This window comes from Pseudomonas sp. GW-45, assembly GCF_056896675.1.
The window spans coordinates 2259643-2275359 of sequence record NZ_CM167674.1; the positions used below are offsets into that span (position 1 = coordinate 2259643).

13 protein-coding genes are annotated in these 15717 nt (G+C 45.8%); all 13 read right to left on the reverse strand.

Annotation, left to right across the window (positions count from 1 at the left end):
* Positions 1 to 29: 29 nt before the first annotated feature.
* A complete protein-coding gene (locus AC1XYH_RS10235; RefSeq protein WP_483323098.1) occupies positions 30 to 686 on the reverse strand; it encodes a NeuD/PglB/VioB family sugar acetyltransferase in 657 nt (218 codons plus the stop codon).
* A complete protein-coding gene (locus tag AC1XYH_RS10240; protein WP_483323099.1) occupies positions 679 to 1290 on the reverse strand; it encodes a sugar transferase in 612 nt (203 codons plus the stop codon). The genes AC1XYH_RS10235 and AC1XYH_RS10240 overlap by 8 nt, the downstream gene beginning before the upstream one ends.
* A complete protein-coding gene (locus AC1XYH_RS10245; protein ID WP_483323100.1) occupies positions 1290 to 2489 on the reverse strand; it encodes a glycosyltransferase in 1200 nt (399 codons plus the stop codon). Before AC1XYH_RS10245 ends, AC1XYH_RS10240 begins: the two co-directional genes overlap by 1 nt.
* A 13-nt stretch (positions 2490 to 2502) precedes the next feature.
* Positions 2503 to 3633: a non-hydrolyzing UDP-N-acetylglucosamine 2-epimerase gene (gene wecB, locus AC1XYH_RS10250; protein WP_483326350.1), complete on the reverse strand. Its 1131-nt coding sequence runs from the start codon at positions 3631 to 3633 to the stop codon at positions 2503 to 2505.
* 17 nt (positions 3634 to 3650) lie between these two features.
* Positions 3651 to 4769, reverse strand: coding sequence for a UDP-2-acetamido-2,6-beta-L-arabino-hexul-4-ose reductase (gene wbjC, locus AC1XYH_RS10255; RefSeq protein ID WP_483323101.1), 1119 nt, complete (start codon positions 4767 to 4769; stop codon positions 3651 to 3653).
* A gap of 2 nt (positions 4770 to 4771) precedes the next feature.
* Positions 4772 to 5809: a polysaccharide biosynthesis protein gene (locus tag AC1XYH_RS10260; protein WP_483323102.1), complete on the reverse strand. Its 1038-nt coding sequence runs from the start codon at positions 5807 to 5809 to the stop codon at positions 4772 to 4774.
* A gap of 12 nt (positions 5810 to 5821) precedes the next feature.
* Positions 5822 to 6955 carry a glycosyltransferase family 4 protein gene (locus AC1XYH_RS10265; protein WP_483323103.1) on the reverse strand — a complete coding sequence of 378 codons (1134 nt, stop codon included), beginning with the start codon at positions 6953 to 6955 and terminating at the stop codon, positions 5822 to 5824.
* A 172-nt stretch (positions 6956 to 7127) separates the two neighbouring features.
* Complete coding sequence (locus AC1XYH_RS10270; protein WP_483323104.1) at positions 7128 to 8228, reverse strand: glycosyltransferase; 1101 nt, start codon at positions 8226 to 8228, stop codon at positions 7128 to 7130.
* Between the two features lie 155 nt (positions 8229 to 8383).
* Entirely contained in the window at positions 8384 to 9595 is a 1212-nt protein-coding gene (locus AC1XYH_RS10275; protein ID WP_483323105.1) for a hypothetical protein, read from the reverse strand.
* 69 nt (positions 9596 to 9664) lie between these two features.
* Complete coding sequence (locus tag AC1XYH_RS10280; protein WP_483323106.1) at positions 9665 to 10963, reverse strand: lipopolysaccharide biosynthesis protein; 1299 nt, start codon at positions 10961 to 10963, stop codon at positions 9665 to 9667.
* A 454-nt stretch (positions 10964 to 11417) separates the two neighbouring features.
* Complete coding sequence (locus tag AC1XYH_RS10285; protein WP_483326351.1) at positions 11418 to 12587, reverse strand: nucleotide sugar dehydrogenase; 1170 nt, start codon at positions 12585 to 12587, stop codon at positions 11418 to 11420.
* 123 nt (positions 12588 to 12710) lie between these two features.
* Positions 12711 to 14540, reverse strand: coding sequence for a glutamine--fructose-6-phosphate transaminase (isomerizing) (gene glmS, locus AC1XYH_RS10290; RefSeq protein ID WP_483323107.1), 1830 nt, complete (start codon positions 14538 to 14540; stop codon positions 12711 to 12713).
* Positions 14541 to 14821: 281 nt separating this feature from the next.
* Positions 14822 to 15340, reverse strand: a complete 519-nt coding sequence (gene rfaH, locus AC1XYH_RS10295) for a transcription/translation regulatory transformer protein RfaH (protein WP_483323108.1) — start codon at positions 15338 to 15340, stop codon at positions 14822 to 14824.
* Positions 15341 to 15717: the final 377 nt, after the last annotated feature.

Consider the following 15717-nt stretch of genomic DNA (forward strand, 5'->3'; position numbering starts at 1 on the left):
AACAAGTAAGTAGAGAATAAAGACACCGCTTAGCTTTTTACCAATGGTTTCGCCGGGTTACCTACTACGGTAACTCCTGGCGGCACGTCTTTAGTAACAACCGCCCCCATTCCAATCACTGCGCCCTTACCGATAACTAGCGGCTTTGATGGCGTCCCTTGCTTGATGATAGCGCCTGTTCCGATGTAAGCGTGATCCTGGATATGAATATTTCCGTTGCAACGTGCACCCGGGGCAAAAGTCACATAGTCTCCGATGACACAATCGTGAGCGACGTAACTCGAGATATTCGCATGGAATTGTTTACCAATTCGAATATTCGAAGTGAGCTGTGTAAAATGGCAAAGAATGGCACCTTCGTCTATTTCAACGGAGTCCAACACCACTGCGTTATCCGCCGTAATCGATAGTATAGCCACGTCATCCAATTCACATTTCGCGACCAGCTTTTCTCTTATAACACTATTAGCAATAGCCAGAATCACGAACTTATTTATAGAATCGCATGAAAGAAAATCGGGATAAGTCAGAATCGGATAGCCATTCAACATATCCGAATCGGCGCCGTCATCCACAAATACGAAACGAACATCAGAGAACACAGAATGATACTGCGCTTTTGCAAGAGGCATGATCTCGCGTCCAAATCCGCTAGCCCCATAAATCCCGATAATCGTCTCACTCATGTTCATGCTCCGAATTGCTTCCATAGAACCTTGTCATGGTGGCTTCTCCCTCGGCGCTAATACCATCACGCACAAACACTTTTTTGACTGTAAGAAACAGAATTTTAATATCAAGCCACATAGAACGGTTATCAACGTACCAGACATCTAGCTCAAACTTCTTTTCCCAACCTAACGTATTGCGGCCATTCACCTGCGCCCAACCTGTAATGCCGGGCCGCACTTCATGCCTACGGTATTGCGTGCCCGAGTAGAGCGGAAGGTACTCCATCAGTAAGGGGCGCGGACCGACCAAACTCATATCACCTTTGAGTACGTTCCACAGCCCTGGTAGTTCATCCAGGCTAGAAGAGCGCAAAAACTGACCAAATGATGTGAGACGATCTGAATCAGGCAGAGAATTGCCAGCAGCGTCGATAGCATCCTTCATGGTGCGGAACTTCACCATCTCAAAAGGCTTACCACCCAGTCCGGGGCGAAGTTGGCGGAAGATAACCGGGGACCCCATTTTGCGACTGATATTCCAAGCTACGATCAATATTATGGGCGAGATAAGAAGCAGGCCGAAAGCTGAAGCAAAAATATCAAACAGTCTTTTTAACATTAAATTTCAACACCATCGGGAGATTTCAAAACCTCAGAAGGCTGCTGGTCGGCATCAGATACAATCCTTCTTAACTGTTCTGCAAAAAATGATATCTGCAGCCTGCGCCTCAAACTATCGGTTATCTGAAACTGCTCGCTACTCCTGCCTTCCAAATCAAACAAAAAGCTCACCAGAGTATCATGCTCTGGCGCGCATATCATACCGACTTTCTCTTCCTCCACCCACCGTGCAACACTGGTTTGCCGACTGCAAATAGCCAGGACACCTGCACCAGAAAGCGCATAACCCGAAGACTTACTTGGGAATGCATAGCGAGTTACTTCATCATCAATCGGCAGTAATGCCCAGCGGTGCTGGCTGACCAACTCAGCAGCTTCAGTTGCTGGTAGCAGCCCAAGATATTCAACTTGTTCGTGCACATCAGCCAGCGCTTTTATATCAGGAGCATACAAGCCGCCACCAGCAAAAGTGAAGTTCAACTTTCCGCCGTTCTGCAGATATTCACCAATCGCCTCAAGCAATAGCTGTATCCGCTGAAGACGCCCTGCATTTCCGCAAAACACAACATCCCCGGTGCGTTGCGCTATGGGTAATGGGATTATTTCAAAAGAAGGATTGTCCAACAGCTGGATAGGCGTATTAGTATCACTGCGCTGCTGAATATGCTTTTTCATATCCTCAGAAAGGGTGACTATAGTTTTAGCGTGGCGTAACGTGTAGTTATCAATACTTTTCAGCAATCGAAACACTAACCGATGCAGCGGCACGACAATATTGGCTGCTTCTGGATGTATATCCTGCAAGTGATAAACATACTCCGCTTTGAACAGCCGGCAATAAATAGCCACGATGAAAGGTACAACCACGGGTGGGTTGGTGGAGACATACACACTGGCCGGGCGTGCTTTTATCAGGCTATAGAAAGTCCATAGCATGAAAAAAAATGCCTCGGCGATGCGCTTCATCACACCACTGGCCGATGTCGTGTAGGGTTTGCATGCGCGAATATGTACGCCCTGGCCACGTCCCTTCTGCTGCAATAAATTCTGTAGATCCCCTTCCGCTTGAGTGATGACACATACCGTCTGCTTTTCTGCCGAATGCTCAGCGAACTGCAGTAGACCTTCTCCGATCACCTGGCTTTGAGGCCAAAAGCTGCGGTTCACAATGGCCAAGCCTGTCTTTTTCCGCCTCATACCAGCCCAATCCTCAATACTGCTTCCAAACTGTTTGCATTACATAATCACGATAGCTATGGATTATGCGAACCACCTTCTCCGCCACATTCGGCATACTGTAGTCTCCAACCAAGCGCATGGAACGCTCGCCCCCCCTACTCTGGGTCTCCAAAATGGATAGGCCTTGAAGTACCCTCTCAGCACTCAGACCAACCATCATGGCAGCGGTTTCCTCCATACCCTCAGGGCGTTCGTGAGCCTCACGGATATTCAATGCTGGAAAGTTGAGGATAGATGACTCTTCATTAATAGTGCCGCTATCCGACAACACCGCCTTCGCACTTAGCTGTAACTTGTTGTAATCCTTAAATCCTAAAGGCTTCAACAAACGCACGTTCTCGTGGAAAGTCACACCCATGGAATCCACGCGCTTCTGGGTACGGGGGTGGGTAGATACAATCACCGGGTAACCGTATTGTTCGGCTACAGCATTGAGAGTGTCCGCCAGTGCAAGGAAGTTCCTGTCAGAATCCACATTCTCTTCCCGATGAGCACTCACCACAAAGAACTTGTATTCCTCCACCCCCAATCGATCCAGCACGCCAGAGCCATCAATGCCATCGCGGAAATGGTTTAGCACTTCAAACATCGGACTGCCGGTTTTGATTACGCGATCGGGCGGCAGACCTTCACGCAGCAAATAATCCCGGGCGATGGCACTGTAAGTCAGATTGATGTCGGCAGTATGGTCCACAATTCGGCGGTTGATCTCCTCTGGTACCCGCATATCAAAGCACCGGTTGCCGGCCTCCATGTGGAAAGTAGGGATTTTACGACGCTTGGCCGGGATCACCGCCATGCAGCTGTTGGTATCACCCAGAACCAGCAACGCATCAGGTTGCACTTCCGCCAAAACGCGGTCTACCGCGATAATCACGTTACCAATAGTTTCAGAGCCGGTTGCACCAGCGGCGCTGAGGAAATGATCTGGTTTGCGGATATCCAGATCTTGGAAGAAAATCTCGTTCAGCTCAAAATCATAATTCTGGCCGGTGTGAACCAAAATATGCTCACAATGCTCATCCAGCTTAGCCATAACACGAGACAAACGGATAATCTCTGGCCTGGTACCGACCACAGTCATTACTTTCAATTTTTTCATAGTAACTTCAATATCCTTCAAGCTTCAGTGCCCACCGGACAGGCAAAAGTATCCGGATTCTCCCGGTCAAAAATTTCATTGGCCCAAAGCATCACGATCATTTCATCATCACCAGCATTGGTGATGTCGTGCGTCCAACCCGGCACAGTTTCAACAATCTCGGGCTTCTCACCCCTAGTGAACAACTCATAAAACTCACCAGACACAATGTGCCGGAAACGAAAGCAGGCGTTGCCCTTGATAACCAGAAATTTTTCGGTTTTAGAATGGTGGTAGTGACCACCACGAGTGATCCCAGGATGAGCAGTAAAGAACGAAAACTGCCCTGAATCCTTGGTTTTCAGCATCTCCACAAAAACACCGCGTGGATCGCCATGCTTGGGCACTTCGTAGGTAAAACGCTCAGGCGGTATATAACTGAGGTACGTGGAATACAAAGCTCGTACCAAGCCAGTGCCTACCGGCTCAGTAATCATGGTTTGTCGGCTATCGCGGAATCTATACAGCTGCTCGGCCAAACCGCCTACCGTAATACGGTACTCCGGGGCAACTGCCACGAATGGCGTATCGGTGAGATTACTATCCATCACAGCCATGAAATACTGGATTACATCATCGATATATACTAGCGTGATGCAGGCTTCAGGATCGTTAATCTGGACTGGCAGATCGCGTGCGACATTATTGCAGAAAGTCGCGACCGCAGAATTGTAATTGGGCCGAGCCCACTTACCGAACACGTTAGGTAGTCGAAAAATATGCACCGGCACGCCATGACTTTCGCGCAGATCCAGTAGGGCTTGTTCTCCCCCGCGCTTGCTTTGGCCGTAAGGGTTGTCCTGCTCGGCCTGAATGGATGAGGTATATACCACCGGGATCTGCCTGCCGCTGGCCCTGACCGCATCGCAGATGGACCGAGTCAGATCCGTATTACCGACAATAAACTCCTCCGGGTCTTGTGGACGGTTGATTCCTGCCAAGTGAAAAACACAACCCACCTGAGCAACTATCCCCGGCAAATCTGCAACGGAGTTATCACGGGTGAATCGCAATACCTCAACATCAGCACGCTCTTTCAAATGCGCAATGAGATTCTGGCCAACAAAGCCATTCGCGCCGGTAATCAGAACCTTCATACTCATTCCTCTGGTATAACGTGCTCGCCGCGCTGAATCGCACGCATAAAGTCCAGCTTCAGCAGCAAATCTTGCATTCCAGCCACATCCAAGCGTTCGGTATTATGGGAGTTGTAATCTTCAGTGCGGGAAATTTTGGCCTCGCCCTGCTCAACATACTTCGCGTAATTCAGATCACGCAGATCCGGCGGCACACGAAAGTAGTCTCCCATATCCTCTGCACAAGCCATTTCCTCGCGACTCAGCAAAGCCTCGTAAAGCTTCTCGCCATGACGAGTACCAATGACCTGGATAGGATGCTCTGGTTTACCAACCAGACCGGTCAGCGCCTGCGCTAGTGTCTCAACGGTAGCTGCGGGAGCCTTCTGTACGAACAGATCACCGTTGTTGCCATGCTCAAAAGCGTAAAGCACCAAGTCCACAGCATCGGCCAGCGTCATCATGAACCGGGTCATGTTCGGGTCTGTCAGCGTCAGCGGGTTTCCCGCACGTATCTGCTCAATGAACAATGGAATAACCGAACCACGGGAAGCCATAACGTTGCCGTAACGTGTGCCGCATATAACCGTCTTTTTTTCATCGACGTTGCGCGACTTAGCTACCATGACCTTTTCCATCATCGCCTTGGAAATACCCATAGCGTTGATCGGGTACACAGCCTTGTCAGTACTCAGACAAACCACGCGCTTAACTTCATTCTGAATAGCCGCTTCCAACACGTTCTCCGTGCCAAGCACGTTGGTCTTGACCGCTTCCATCGGGTGGAATTCGCAAGAAGGTACCTGCTTCAGAGCTGCAGCATGAAAAATATAATCAACGCCACGTGTAGCATTCAGAACGCCCTGATAGTCCCGCACGTCGCCTATATAGAACTTGAGCTTGGGACTCGCATAACGCTTACGCATGTCGTCCTGCTTTTTCTCATCTCGACTAAAAATGCGAATCTCTTTGAGATTGGTGTCCAGAAACCGATTAAGTACAGCATTACCGAACGAGCCGGTGCCGCCGGAGATCAATAATTTTTTATCAGTGAAAGGCATAAATTTAAATCCTTAATTTTTTCCGTAAGCATATCGGAACATATCAACATTAGCTTCGACCGCATCACGCTGGGAGAATTTTTTCTTAGCCCAAGAAAGCACATTAGCGCGCATCTGAAAATGCTCTTCTAGTGGCATAACAGCCAATTTTTCAATAGCCAAAGAAAAATCATTGGGCACATCTAAAGGCAAATCCCACCCAATACCTTCTTTCGATAAATTCCGCCAAGGGGTTGTATCCGCGATAATAACTGGCAAACCGGCACAAAAAGCTTCAGCAATAACATGGCCGTAGTTTTCACCTTTGGAAGGCATAAAAAATGCATCATAATCTGAGATGATTCTAATAACATTTTCAGGACTAAGCTCTCCCATATAAATAACTTCTATATTTGCTGGGAGCAAGCTAATTGCAGCTTTGCATTCAGCCCAATAACTGACATCTTCAATTGGGCCATAGACATGGTAGAGCACGTCGCTCTGAACCTCCTGAAGCATTCTTATCGCTGCGAGTAGGTTCTTCATTGGAGAAATACGCGAAATAAAAACCAGTTTGAGCGGACCCTGCACACGAACAGAAAAACTATCTGCGAACTCCTCGGAGCCTATATCCTCAGCAACCCAGATATCAACCTCAAATCCAAGTGATCTACGAATATCATCAGCCTCGTATTCGCTTGAAGCCTGAAAAATGAGATTCTCATGAAGCTTAAAGATTTTATAAAAAGCAATATAAAAATTCTTTTTGATAGATTTTAGACTTCGCGCCCCTGCAGAAAACTCACCTTTTGGAGCAAGCACGATTCTGCTTCGACGAAGAGTAGCAATAAGAACTGGTAAAAATGAAAACCGAATCGAGAAAAAACTATTTACATATAAAATGTCATATTTTTTATTCCAAACTAGTTGCGACATTTCACAAAATCCAATAATTCCCGGCCGAGCGTAGAAAACAGAGGCTTCGCCTACATTATTCCAATCGCCACGATCAACCTCACTGTATGGAGCAAGGTCTCCGAGATCGCGATCGGCAGTGACAAGCCGAATAGATAATTCCTTGCCAGTACGGGAAATTAAATTTTTAATTGTTTTAATAGGGCCCCCGCCTTTATAACCTGGCAAATAGTGACCAGTAAAAGCAAGCACCTCCAGACTTCTTTTGCACACCATCAGAAACTCCAGAAATTTCTTTCGCTTGACTCGCAACGTTCTTAGCTAAACCATTAGACATCTATATACAGTATAACTATTTAACTGCGACTTTACTCTACATCTAAACCAAAACACCGATCAACCTTATAATCAAAGCTTCTTATCATCAAACTTTAGAACCGACGCGAATCAAATTTGAAACTTTGACACCTAAGGGTGGACTATTCAAACGTCTATACTCTCTAAAGGCATTATCAGACATAACTGAATATTGTTCAGCAGTTAAGGTCCAGCCATATTTCAGAGCTGAGAAGACCGCTTCAGCCCCTTCATTCTGTTTAAATAGAATTCCGTTCATACCGTCTTTCACATAAGAGGGTTCAGGCCCCATATGCATGTTAATGTCGTCGTGTATTATTGGTGGCGTTTTCAAGGAAAAGTAATGAACAACGCTCAGTCCCGCGTTCCCCGGATAACAACCAAACCGGCATTCTTGGCTGATAGCGAGAATAGCCTTCGGATCAAAAACCGCTCCATGAAAAACAATCCAAGGCATGGGAAATTTCTCAGAATACATAGTTTCTAGCTCACCTGAACCAACAACATGCAATACGACATCCTCACCCAAAGCTCGTAAAGCAGTCATAGCTTCAACAAGCAACTCTAAGCCTGAACCGCTTCGCAGGCGACCAACGAAAAGTATACCTTTCTCGTCGCCCTTTTTTTTGATGCCCGCAGCATCTACCGAAAACTCTATGCTATTCTCAGCAACTTCTACTTTCGCAGAAGAACAACCGGCCTCAAGAAGTCCAGTTTTTGAAATTTCAGTATAGCAAACGTACTTATGTGTGAGAGCCACTAATAAGCGGTACACTCTTTTAATAACCCAACCTTGCTTTCGATTTGAATATAAACCTTGGCCGTGCGAATAAACATCGATATTTAAAATTCGACACAATATCAATGTCAGCCAAAATGTTATGTCGCGGGTACTTGCGCACGCAAAAACAAAACGAGGCCTTTCAGACCATATCCTTCTGATTACACCCTGCTGAAAAAAAACTCTACCTCCAAAAAAAGAATATATTGGACAATTCTCAACATGCAAACCGGGTTGTCGCAGCGATTCAAAACCACTGTTATTTCCGGGATTACCGCACAGAACCTTTAAATCAAAGTTCTCAAAAAGCTCTTTAACTAGGCCAGCTCTATAACTAGCCAACAACGGCTGAATATAAAACAAACTATTTTTGCGACCAGATCTCATATACAACCTTGTTAATTAAAATCAATAAAGTTAGAAAATCTTAAGTCAAAAAAGACATTAAAATGATGACATATTAAGCAATGTTAGCCGTTACAATAACTGGCTTTTTTAATTTTCAACTTGTCGTATATTTGCAACTTATTGAAGAACAACTTTCACGTTTCAATATTTTTAAAAACACGACTGAAAACAAATAAATAAATAAACATGAAATATATTACATGAACCACCAAGTACTCGAAACCGAATCTATACCCAGAAAAGAAAAGGCAGAACCAGATGGCTGAAAAATTTGGATTCCCAGCAAATTGGAATGCACGATCAACAATACCCACTAAGTAATAATAAAAAAGAATGAATGGCAATGAAAAGATACCGAAGCCATAAACAAATATACCAAGAAGCGTTGTATTTAGCGACCACTCAGAATAGTAACCCACTAGTAAGTATGTTACGTAGAGATTAAAAACAGGCGGTTTTTCTACAAGGCTACTGGGAAGAGGAATGTACAAAATCTTTAAGAAAGGGTAGGTAGGGTCCGGCTGGAAAAGCGAAACTTCTGCAAGCTCAAATAATGCTGCGAGGTTCATCCCCTCCGTAATAGTTAAGGCGGCAGTCAGTAATGAGTTCCAGATATTCTCAAGACTAAACATTGAGGATATTAACTGTTCCGAATCAGCACCCACCCTTAATGCCAATATGAAAATTGATACGACACCCCCAGCCATTATGATGAATGGTGAAAGGGTCACAATCCAAAACTTTAGTCGAGCTGACACCAAGCAGAAAAATACAACAACTAGCAATGCGATGTACCACCTGTTACCGGTATTAAAAATTAGCAAAGCAACTAAAATTAGATCAAATATCAGCCAAATAGATACATTTGCGCTCCACTTTTTAGTCTCTACAAATAGCGCCATAAGTGAAGAAATATTCAAGATTGAGAGGAAAATAGCAAATGTTAATAGAGGGTTCAAATAGAACCTTAAAGTCGACGGTAGTATATCCATCGCTTCGCGCTCCAACCAATGCTGACTATGATCTATATATAAAAAATCCGCCATCACGATAGAGTTAACTAAAATCGTCAAAAAGAGAACGAAAAGAGAAGTAGACCTTAGCTTACTTATAAAATTCAAAATATTTCTAGCGTCTAGCTCGCGCGATTTTTTAGAGAGGAACTTTAAGACGACAATCGAAAGAACAATCAACACAATCAAATAAGAATTTGTAAAGTTTATATCGTAGGGTTTGGTTAAGAAAAACTTCTCTGGATAGAAGCTCAAGTCAAAGCCAGCCAAAATCATAACAAGCAGAGGTATACCCGAAAAAAACACTGCCCCGTAAAGTAATCCTCTGATCATATGCTAACCATTACCAACAGTAAATTAATCGTATTTTTCAAAAAAACTACCTAATTAATGTTAATTGCTTCAACAAGCCTCATTAAACCCAATTCTTTTTTTTACACTCACATACAAAATTGAGAAAACCATTAACATCTCGGGCAAAAGCATCATCAGCCCTACCCCTATAACCGGCTCCAAGCTATCGACAAAGAAGATCCAGAGAAGGACTGAAAAAGAAGAGTAAATCATATACTGCAATGAAATTCTTGCATGTAAATTCTGAGCATACAACAGTGTTGCTGGAGTGTACCACAAAACGTTAACTGCACTGTGCGCGGCAATAAGCAAAAGCTCGCTTAGTGAAATTGAAGCCTGACCGCTTGATAGCATATCTAAAACACCTAGTCCAAATATCCCTATACCTGCTAAACCAATCATCATCAGACCACTTGCAAGCCAAGATCCTTTTTTGACTATCTGACTCGCCTGTGTAAACTTCCCCTCCCCTATCAATCTTGATACAACAGGCCTCATCGCGCTGTTAAACACTATCCCGATCTGCATCAGCAGACGCACTATCGTTCTAGCTATTACAAACTTCGCAACTAATACGCTGTCGGAGACAATATTTAGCACTTGCACGCCAGCCTGACTTGTGATTGTTAGTGCTAAGGGGTACGCCATGCCTGACACCGCTGGGGAGAGGATAGTTTTAAACTCTATCTTGCTAGCTGTAAGAATAGAAACTGCGCCTACATAAGAACAGCGCAGAGCCACTATATAATAAATTACAACAGTCGTTATTGATGCCAGCATAATATATGACGCCACCACAAAAGGCGTAGCATCATATGCCAATAAAAGAACCACCCCTAACACTTCAACAAATCGCCTATGCGCCATCCAAGTTGCAGACGTAGCAGTTCGGTCCATTGCCTTTAACCACGCAGATATGGGTCCAGCTATAAAATTGGCTGCTAACGACACAGTTACCATAATAAATATGAACACTGCATCCTGTTCTGATATTTGCTCTATATCTAACCATCTAGCCCAAGGGAGAAATACCGCCAAAGCTGCCGCAAAGCACACTAAAAAAACAGCGGCCGCTAAACTGAAAGCCATAGCCGTATCTAGTGCAACCCTGACACCCACATCGTCCTTTTTACCGGCCGCCAAAGTCGCTTTTGTTGCTGAAGCCTGCGCGACACCCAACTCCATGAGACCGAGAACTGTTGGAATTCCGGTTATAATTAGCCACTCGCCATATTGGCTTAACCCCCAGGAGGAAACGAAAAAAGAAATCATCGCAAACTGAGCAACTATCGTTACTCCTTGAGAATAAGTATAACCGGCTATATTTCTCGCGATCTTTCGGCGCATAATATTTCTTTTCTTAATTTTATCTAAGTTTAACTACTAAAGAATAAATTTATAAAACAATACCTTTCACGCAAAAAACCAAGAGCACTTATAAACCACCAGAATATATAACCAGCATGCTTTCAACCCAAAAAAACTTCCAGCCACCACCGCCCAACTTCATCAAACTTAATTTTACATTCAAATCCCAGTTACTATCGAGCTTTACCTATTAAAAAATAAGGCTTTGAGCATGAAACATTAAATTGAGCAATCAGCAAAAAAAGTTCATTTAAATAACATTTTTCATATTACTCAATCTGATTAACAAACCAAAATTCAAACCCGGAAATGTAGGCCAAAATAGTTCTTCACTTCGCCCTAAGATGCTATATTTGCGGCTAACGTTATACGCTGCTGTAGCATAGAAAAATGCTAATAAAATTCCAGCATCTTAGGTTTCGCTATTTTCTCATCAAAAATCGCCACCAAAAAGATCGCGCGTGTACACTTTTTCAGCTATATCTTTTAGTTCATTATGCATGCGGTTAGTCACAACCACAGAACACTGCTTTTTAAAAACCTCTACGTCAGAAATTACTTCTGAGTTGTAAAAGTACTCACCTATATACGCCGGCTCGTATACAATGACAGTAATGCCTTTCGCCTTTAATCGCTTCATAACTCCTTGAATTGCAGAGGCCCGAAAATTGTCGGAGTCTGCTTTCATAGCTAGCCGGTAGATCCCGACGACTTTAGGCTTAAGCTTAAGGATGGCTTCAGCTATAAAGTCTTTCCGTGTGGTATTTGCTTCGACTATCGCTTTTATCATTGTGCTGGGTACTTCTGCATAGTTAGCCAGTAGTTGCTTGGTATCTTTCGGCAAACAATAACCTCCGTACCCGAAAGAGGGATTATTGTAATGACAACCAATACGCTGATCCAGACAAACTCCCTCTATAATCTGGCGAGTATCTAGACCATGACTTTCCGCATATGTATCCAACTCGTTGAAATAAGCTACACGCATGGCGAGATAGGTATTGGCAAATAGCTTGATAGCTTCTGCTTCAGTTGAATCTGTAAGCAGTACCTGAGGATCTTTCTTGATTGCGCCCTGCTTTAGCAGCTCAGCAAATACACGTGCACGATCAGACCGTTCACCCACAATAATCCGCGAAGGATGAAGATTGTCATACAGCGCCTTGCCTTCACGCAAAAATTCTGGTGCAAAAATAATGTTCTGGTTTTTTAGCTTAGCGCGTAACCCCTTGGTGTAACCCACGGGAATAGTAGATTTTATAATGATGATTACCGTGGGGTTTAACGTCAAAACGTCCTTGATGACCGATTCAACACTCTCAGTATTAAAATAGTTTGTATTAGAATCGTAGTCTGTAGGAGTAGCTACTATGACAAAGTCCGCGCCGCTATATGCATCATCTTTATCTGTAGTTGCTCGTAGATTTAGCCGCTTGTTTTTCAGATAATGTTCAATTTCGGCGTCCACAATCGGGCTTGTACGATCGTTGATCTGTTTAACTTTTTCGTCAATGACATCCAAAGCTACGACTTCGTTATGCTGAGCAAGGAGGACGGCATTAGAGAGACCTACGTAACCGGTACCAACTACGGCTATTTTGATGCTTTTCTGTTTGGGCATTCGGGCGTATTCCTGCTGCATTAGAAATTTTTCAGTTATTAGATGTGCAACCGTTTTTTTCGGGTTTTGCTTAGCTTACTCCAGCCTCACAACACTACATTTGGATTACTCGACGGTTACCGACTTCGCCAGGTTTCTTGGCTTGTCTACGTCTGTGCCTTTCACTAACGCTACGTGATAGCTGAGCAGCTGCAACGGGATGGTATAAACTATGGGCGAGACGCTTTCATGAACCCATGGCAGTTTGATATGAGTTATACCATCACCGTTATCCAATTCGGCACGCTCACAGGCAAAGTTAATTAACTGACCACCGCGCGCGCGTACTTCCTGTAAGTTTGACTTGAGCTTTTCCAGCAAGCTATCGCTGGGAGCAACGCTGACCACGGGCATATCTTCATCCACCAGCGCTAGCGGGCCGTGTTTTAGCTCACCCGCAGCATAAGCCTCTGCGTGAATATAGGAGATTTCCTTGAGCTTAAGCGCCCCTTCCATCGCGATGGGATAATGCGTGCCGCGTCCCAAAAAGAGTGCGTGGTGCTTGTTAGCAAAGGTATGGGATAGTTCTTCAATACCTCCATCCAGTTCCAGCACCGACTCTACCAATGCAGGCAGGCTGCGCAGCGCTCGCACATTGGCGGCAATCATCTCGGGTGCGCGCTTGCGCTCCTGGGCCAAGGCCGTAGTTAACCACAGCAGGGCGACTAGTTGAGTGGTGAAGGCTTTGGTAGACGCTACGCCAATTTCCGGCCCCGCTTGGGTAAGCAAACGCCAATCCGCCTCGCGCACCAATGAGCTGCCCGCAACGTTGCAAATAGCCAGAGTGCCTAGATAGCCCTGCTGTTTGGAATAGCGCAGCGCAGCGAGGGTGTCTGCTGTTTCTCCCGATTGAGAAATGGTAATTAACAAGGTGCCTTCAGGCACAGCCACATTGCGGTAACGGTATTCGCTTGCAACTTCTACCTGGCACGGCAGGTTTACCTGATCTTCAATCCAGTAACGAGCTACTAGCCCAGCGTGATAACTGGTGCCGCAAGCCACAATATGGATATTGCAGATATGCTTGAGCTGATCTTCAGCATCGGGGCCCAATATGGCTGTAAGCACATGATCATCGCCTAGCGTACCGCTCAACGTATTGGCGATGGCTGCGGGCTGCTCGTAGATTTCTTTGAGCATGTAATGACGGTATTCGCCTTTATCCAAGCTATGCGCGGCATGCTCGTAGCGTTGAATAGGATGCTCTACTGGCTGATTATTGCTGTTCCAGATGCTGCATTCATTGAGCGTAAGACGCGCATGCTCGCCTTCATTCAGATAGACGAACTGGTCAGTTACTTGCAGCAGAGCCAACGGATCGGAGCCGATAAAGTGCTCTTCACTGCCTATGCCGATCACCAACGGGCTGCCCATACGGGCGCAATACAGGGTGTTTGGCTCATCCTGATGGATAATGCCCAGCGCGAAGGCGCCATGTAGCTCCGCCAGAGTGCTACGCAACGCGCAGAGCATGTCGGGTTTGATGCCGTAGTGGTGCGCTAATAGATGCGCAACCACCTCGGTATCTGTATCCGAGGTGAATTCATAACCGTGATCTTGTAGGCGCACGCGTAGCTTATGATGGTTCTCGATAATGCCGTTATGCACCACCGCGAGCCGCTCTGATAAGTGCGGATGCGCGTTCTGCTCAGACGGCTTGCCGTGGGTTGCCCAACGGGTATGCGCAATACCTAAGTGACCATTAGCTGGACTAGACTCTAACGCGCGCTCCAACTCAGCGACCTTACCCATGGCACGGGTACGCTGTATGCCATTGCCATCAGCAAGTACGGCGACGCCGGCTGAATCATAGCCGCGATACTCCAGCCGACGCAGGCCCTCTATGAGGATGGGGGTGATATTACGCAGTGAGACTGCGCCGACTATTCCGCACATATTTGATAGATCTTCCTGTTAGAGGCAACTACTCATAACCGCTGCGCGGTGCTGCAGCGACGCCGGCTTCGAGCACGGCGCTCCCTGTTGGTTCATTTTTTCAACGCTACCGCCCCAAGATTTGTAGTCGGCTTCTTGAGGACGTGAACAAACGCACATTGTGACGATTCATAAAACAAAAGCTGAAAAAGCACATTTGTTAGCTTCTTAAAGCTCTTGCTGGCGAATCGATCGGCATTCTCTGATGCCTGTTATATAGGATATTTATTTCAGAAAAGATTTCAGGCTGTCGATCTGAGGGCCTTCAGCGGCACACTCATCTGCTGCTGTCGATGCATGAGACTCAGCAGGATGATTGCCCTTTCCTCGCCATCAAAACTGCTAAAAATGGCGTCTAGGTCGCGTAAAGGTCCTGTAGTCAGGGCAACAACATCACCGCTGGCAAAAATTTGTTTACTCGAAGGGCGTTGCTCTACCCGGCCGCGAATATTACTAAGCAGTTGATCAGATAGCGGCACTGCTTGATTAGCAAAGGTAACCAGACGCAAAACGCCCCGAGTGGACCGAATGGGATGCCAACTTTCAGTAAATTCGCAGAGTTTGATAAACAGGTAGCCAGGAAACAACGGCTCGTTTAAAGAGACGGCTTTGCCATGACACAGGCGCTGCACTTGATGCAGCGGCAGGTAGCATGTGTAGGCTTGATTGCGCAAATTCTCTTCCGCACGCACCTCTTGCCGAGGTTTGCACTGGATGAGATACCATTTTCCTGGAGCTGCCTGTGACATCCTGTCCTTCAATCGCGCCTTGCTGAACGCGCTGCTGTATTGCTGGCTCGCGGCACCTGAGTGCTGGCAAAAAGCCATTTTCGCGATGAACTTGAGGCCGTATGTTACAGACAGGGCCGTTAGGGCGACAAGCGTTAAACGGGAATTTGTTCTATTTAGCGCAACACAGTGGGCTGTTTTGAGTCATGGTTTTGGCTCGAAATGGTATTAAGCGGGCGCAGTTGAGGTGGTTTTGGGGTGGCTGGATTGCGATTTTGCGTTTGGTTTGTGGCTTGGTGTGCTGGGGGGCATCTCTCAGGCTGTACTTGGCGAGCCGCATTCAGCCGGCCGCTTTCTAACTCGGCGCTCGCGGTAACCCAAGCATTTTTTCGTCAGCTTTGTGTTTCCTG